This is a genomic window from Phormidesmis sp. 146-33 (assembly GCF_052939515.1).
Genome location: NZ_JBJPHU010000226.1, coordinates 1 through 4208, shown reverse-complemented (window position 1 = coordinate 4208; position 4208 = coordinate 1). Strand labels below are relative to the sequence as shown.

Here is a 4208-nt window from a genome sequence, read left to right as displayed (position 1 = left end):
CCGCGTTTCTGCTTGCTTCTAGAATGACTGGGAGTTTATTTCTCCGCAAGCCCCTTAGCAGGCTGATTGAAATTAAGAAATTGCGTTCTAATGCATCTGACATCATTGTTCGACCCGTGGCAGTTCAAGACTACCTCGAACGCTTTAAGCGTGCTCTAGGAGAGGAGCAAAATGGAGCAGATGAGATCCGCTAATAGTTGGCAAAGTTCATCACCTCAGATTTATGAGTTACAATGGTGTTGCTTTCTAGACAGCTTCAGAGGCTATGGATATGACTTCAGTATCCCACCACCAACCAGCCATCATTCGTACAGAGCGAGGGCTGACAATTTCTGGCACTCGCATCACCCTCTACGACGTGATGGACTATGTAACGGCTCAGTATCCCTCAAAGTTTATTCGCTCCTTATTTGATTTAACAGAGGAGCAGATTAACGCTGCTTTATCATACATTGAAGCAAATCGCCCTGAAGTTGAAGCAGAGTATCAACTGGTTCTAAAACAAGCTGAGGAAAATCGGCAGTATTGGGAAGAGCGCAGTCGTGAACATCTTGCTCGTGCATCAACGAGATCTCCCAAGCCAGGTCAAGAAGCTCTCTGGGTAAAACTTCAGGCGCAGAAAGTTAGGCATGAGCTAGAAGCATGAACTTTTTGATTGATCACAACCTGGGGGGACATGCAGAGATTCTATTGGGCAATATCGCGAGTCAGGGTTGGTTAGAACTACTTCCGATTCGCTTTGTTACCTTTAAGGAGATGAATTTATCGATTGATAGTAGTGATCGAATTGTTTGGCGACTTGCTCAGGCAAATCAGATGATTTTGCTGACTGCCAACCGAAGTATGAAGGGTGAAGACTCACTAGAACAAGTTCTTCGAGAAGAGAACTCAGTCGATTTCCTTCCTGTCATTACAATTGGAGACGCAGATCGATTTTTAGCTGATCGAGTTTATCGAAACCTTTGTGTTGACCGCATTCTCGAAATCGTGTTGGATATCCAAACCTGGATGGGTGTTGGTCGTCTTTTTGTTCCATAACGAGGTTCAATCAATTTGGCGATTATTGCAAGGCGCAGTTTTGAAGATACCACAGACTTGTTGGTAAGCAGCGCAGCACAATCGGGTCGAGGAGAGCAATTAACTCTCCCCTCCCACACCACCCATCATGCGGGTCCGCAATGGGCGGTTCATGAAGATGAGCAAACAAACACTGATGATTAAGCGTAACCTTGGACTTTCTTCCAAAGTTGCACAATCGATAATAATCCCTGCTGTTCCAACCACTCATTCGTCATTCCCGTTTGCGTCGCCAACGTCTTTGACAACCGCCAATAGCCTTTACGACTAATGCCTGTCAAAATCGCATGACGCTTACTGGTGCCCAACTTGAGTAGGTTGGCAATGCGCGTTCTCGGTCTGCGCCACTGTTTCCAGTAGCCCATGCGAATCCGTCGCCTTAACCACCCATCTAACTCTTCGATTGGGGTGTAGTGCTGAGAAATGCCGAAGTAGTTCATCCACCCCCGTAGATATCGGTTCAAGCGCTCGAAACGTTCGCTCATTGAGACTCCCCAACTGCGAGACGTGAAGCCGCGCAATCGGTGTTTGAAGTCTTGCAAAGCTTGGTCAGAGGCGAAGATACGAATGCCTCGGAACGTAAATCCGAGATAATTCAACTCCTCAATCTTGACCACTCGACTCTTTTCCCGATTCACTTTGAGCTTCAGCATTTGGGTCAAGTAACCACTCATTCTAGCCATCACTCGCCGCCCTGCTCGTCTGCTTTTGACCAAGATTACTAGGTCGTCTACATAGCGAACAAATCGATGCCCTCTCGCTTCTAGCTCTTTGTCCAAATCATCCAATCGGATATTGGACAACAAGGGTGAAAGCGCAGACCCTTGTGGTGTGCCCCATGCGGTCGGTTCAACAGTACTTCCCACCATCACCCCGGCTCTCAGGTAACGACCAATTAACCCCAAAAGTCCCTTATCAGCAACTTTTCGAGCCACACGAGACATCAAGACATCGTGATTGACCGTATCGAAGAATTTCTCCAGATCTAGATCAACCGCAATGCGATACCCTGCTTTCACAATCGTTTTCACCTGTTGGATCGCTCCATGAGCCGAACGGTGTGGTCGGCTACCATAGCTTGACTCAGAAAACGCTGGGTCAAAAACTGGCGTAAGCACCTGCAAGATGGCTTGTTGGATCACTCGGTCTACGACACAAGGAACCCCCAATTTTCGCTCTCCCTTGCCTCTCGGCTTAGGAATCACCACCCGTCGTACTGGACGGGGTTGGTAGCTGCCATCAAGCAGGGATTGGCGAATCTCTTGCCAATGTTCGCGGGCATAGGCAGGAAAATCTTCTAAGGTCATCCCGTCACTGCCGGGTGACCCTTTGTTCGATTTCACTCGTTCCCAGGCTCGTTTCACATTGTCGCGCTCTAAGATTCGTGCCATCAGGTTGTCTAAGGCTGGCTGGATGTCCGCACGCCAAGCATCATCTCCCCCATCCGGGTTCATTGATGAGCTTGAGTTGTTCATGGCTCCTCCTTAGTTCGTTCATGTTTGTCCCTTCGCTCCCACGGGGGGAACTACTATGGACTCTGCTGACTTCTGCCTAACTCCCCATCAAGTATTGCTACTCGCTGTGCTGTTTGAGCCACCGTAGGGTTCGGTGGGTGCTCTATCCGTTTCCAGACAGCCCTCAGTCCGACTCCCCTAGTTCCTCAAACTGCCGTTAGGCAGACCTCCCCAGATAAGAGCATGATCTGTCCCGCCGCAACCGCGTCATTTACTGTGCCCCTTGAACCGAGGGTTTCGTTGTGTTGTGCCAACTCACCCAGAGGTCTCAGCCTTCTATGACGTTTCTGTTCGTCGGCTCGTCGGTTTGCCGCTGGCTTCCTCCAGACCCTCCCTCGCGAGAGTACCCTTGCCTTAAGCTAGTGGTTATCGTCGCTCGGAACTTTTAGGTTCATTTGGACGCTGGTTCCACCACAGGGGACTTTCACCCCATTAGATCACACCCATGCTGGGCGTACACAACGCGCTGGAGCGGACGGGTGAGTTGATGCAAAGGTTATCTGTCGCCGCTCAGCTAAGCCGATAGATGGAGAGAGTGCATTTTCTTAAAACGAGGATTCAATCAAAGTGATTTCTTTTAGACCGTTGGTTGCTTCCGATCTGCCAATGCTACATGAGTGGCTACATCGATCGCATGTCTCAGAATGGTGGGACAATCCTAAAACTTACGCCGATGTGGAGTGTGAGTATCTACCTTCTATAACCAGCGAATCGACCACACAAGCTTACATTGCTTTACTTGAGAATGAACCCATTGGATTTATCCAGTCTTACATCGTGATGGGAGCGGGGGATGGGTGGTGGGAACAGGAAACCGATCCGGGCGCGAGAGGCATTGACCAGTTTCCATGTAACTCGGAGCAGCTTGGTCGCGGTTTGGGTCGTGCAATGATTCAGACCTTCGTAGAGCAACTTTTTCAAGATCCGGCAGTGACCAAAGTGCAGACCGACCCTTCGCCCAACAATGAGCGGGCAATTCGATGCTATCGACGAGCCGGATTTGTGGATGTGGGTGAGGTGATCACGCCGGATGGGTTAGCGCTACTGATGGTTAAAGCGCGATCGCTAAGTTAAATAACACTGATTTGGAGGAGGATTGATGCAGATCACCACATCCGCTATCTCACTCAACGTCGATGATGTCACAGCGTCGGCTGAGTTCGTCAAGCAGCATTTTGGTTTCAGTGAAGAGATGTCTGCGGATGGCTTCGTGTCACTCTCGCGGCAAGATGCTGGTTTCAACTTGATTTTCTTGCAAACTGAGCTAGAAACCTTCAAACCCGTTGCCATGCGCGGACATCGAGCAGATGGTTTGCTCAGGGGTAATGAGATCCGCCCAGCCCTCGATCAACACTACCGCCTTCTTCATTAGCGATCGCTGTTCTCGGCGAGAAGAGTTGAGAACCTTACCAATATTAGGATTTGACGCATTACATTCACATTTCACGACTCAATCAAGATTTAAACCGACATGGGTTCCAAATCGGTTCGTATCCTACGCCTAAAGCTGCCTAGCAAAATTGAAGAGAAGCTGTCAGATTATGTAAAAGGAATTCTTGGCAGTTGCTCAGATAATATTGTGAACCTGTTCAAGCGTCTGTGTCTTCTTCAGAAACA

General features: G+C 49.1%; 6 protein-coding genes. 5 read left to right on the top strand and 1 reads right to left on the bottom strand.

Features of this window, described 5'->3' with window-relative positions:
- The 3 genes from ACJ2PR_RS35250 to ACJ2PR_RS35240 form a co-directional block, all read left to right on the top strand.
- The coding region (locus ACJ2PR_RS35250; protein ID WP_446871954.1) for a hypothetical protein at positions 1 to 194 on the top strand (194 nt) is incomplete at its 5' end.
- Positions 195 to 271: 77 nt separating this feature from the next.
- The gene (locus ACJ2PR_RS35245) at positions 272 to 646 is read left to right on the top strand and encodes a DUF433 domain-containing protein (RefSeq protein WP_446871953.1); all 375 of its coding nucleotides are present in this window, start codon (positions 272 to 274) and stop codon (positions 644 to 646) included.
- The gene (locus ACJ2PR_RS35240) at positions 643 to 1038 is read left to right on the top strand and encodes an ACP S-malonyltransferase (RefSeq protein WP_446871952.1); all 396 of its coding nucleotides are present in this window, start codon (positions 643 to 645) and stop codon (positions 1036 to 1038) included. The genes ACJ2PR_RS35245 and ACJ2PR_RS35240 overlap by 4 nt, the downstream gene beginning before the upstream one ends.
- 179 nt (positions 1039 to 1217) lie before the next feature.
- Here the strand turns inward: ACJ2PR_RS35240 and ltrA are convergent, their stop codons facing one another.
- Complete coding sequence (gene ltrA, locus ACJ2PR_RS35235; RefSeq protein WP_446880546.1) at positions 1218 to 2552, bottom strand: group II intron reverse transcriptase/maturase; 1335 nt, start codon at positions 2550 to 2552, stop codon at positions 1218 to 1220.
- A gap of 606 nt (positions 2553 to 3158) precedes the next feature.
- On the opposite strand from ltrA, the gene ACJ2PR_RS35230 reads away from it, so the two are divergent.
- Complete coding sequence (locus ACJ2PR_RS35230; RefSeq protein WP_446880545.1) at positions 3159 to 3665, top strand: GNAT family N-acetyltransferase; 507 nt, start codon at positions 3159 to 3161, stop codon at positions 3663 to 3665.
- A 25-nt stretch (positions 3666 to 3690) separates the two neighbouring features.
- Positions 3691 to 3963, top strand: a complete 273-nt coding sequence (locus ACJ2PR_RS35225; protein ID WP_446880544.1) for a hypothetical protein — start codon at positions 3691 to 3693, stop codon at positions 3961 to 3963.
- Positions 3964 to 4208: the final 245 nt, after the last annotated feature.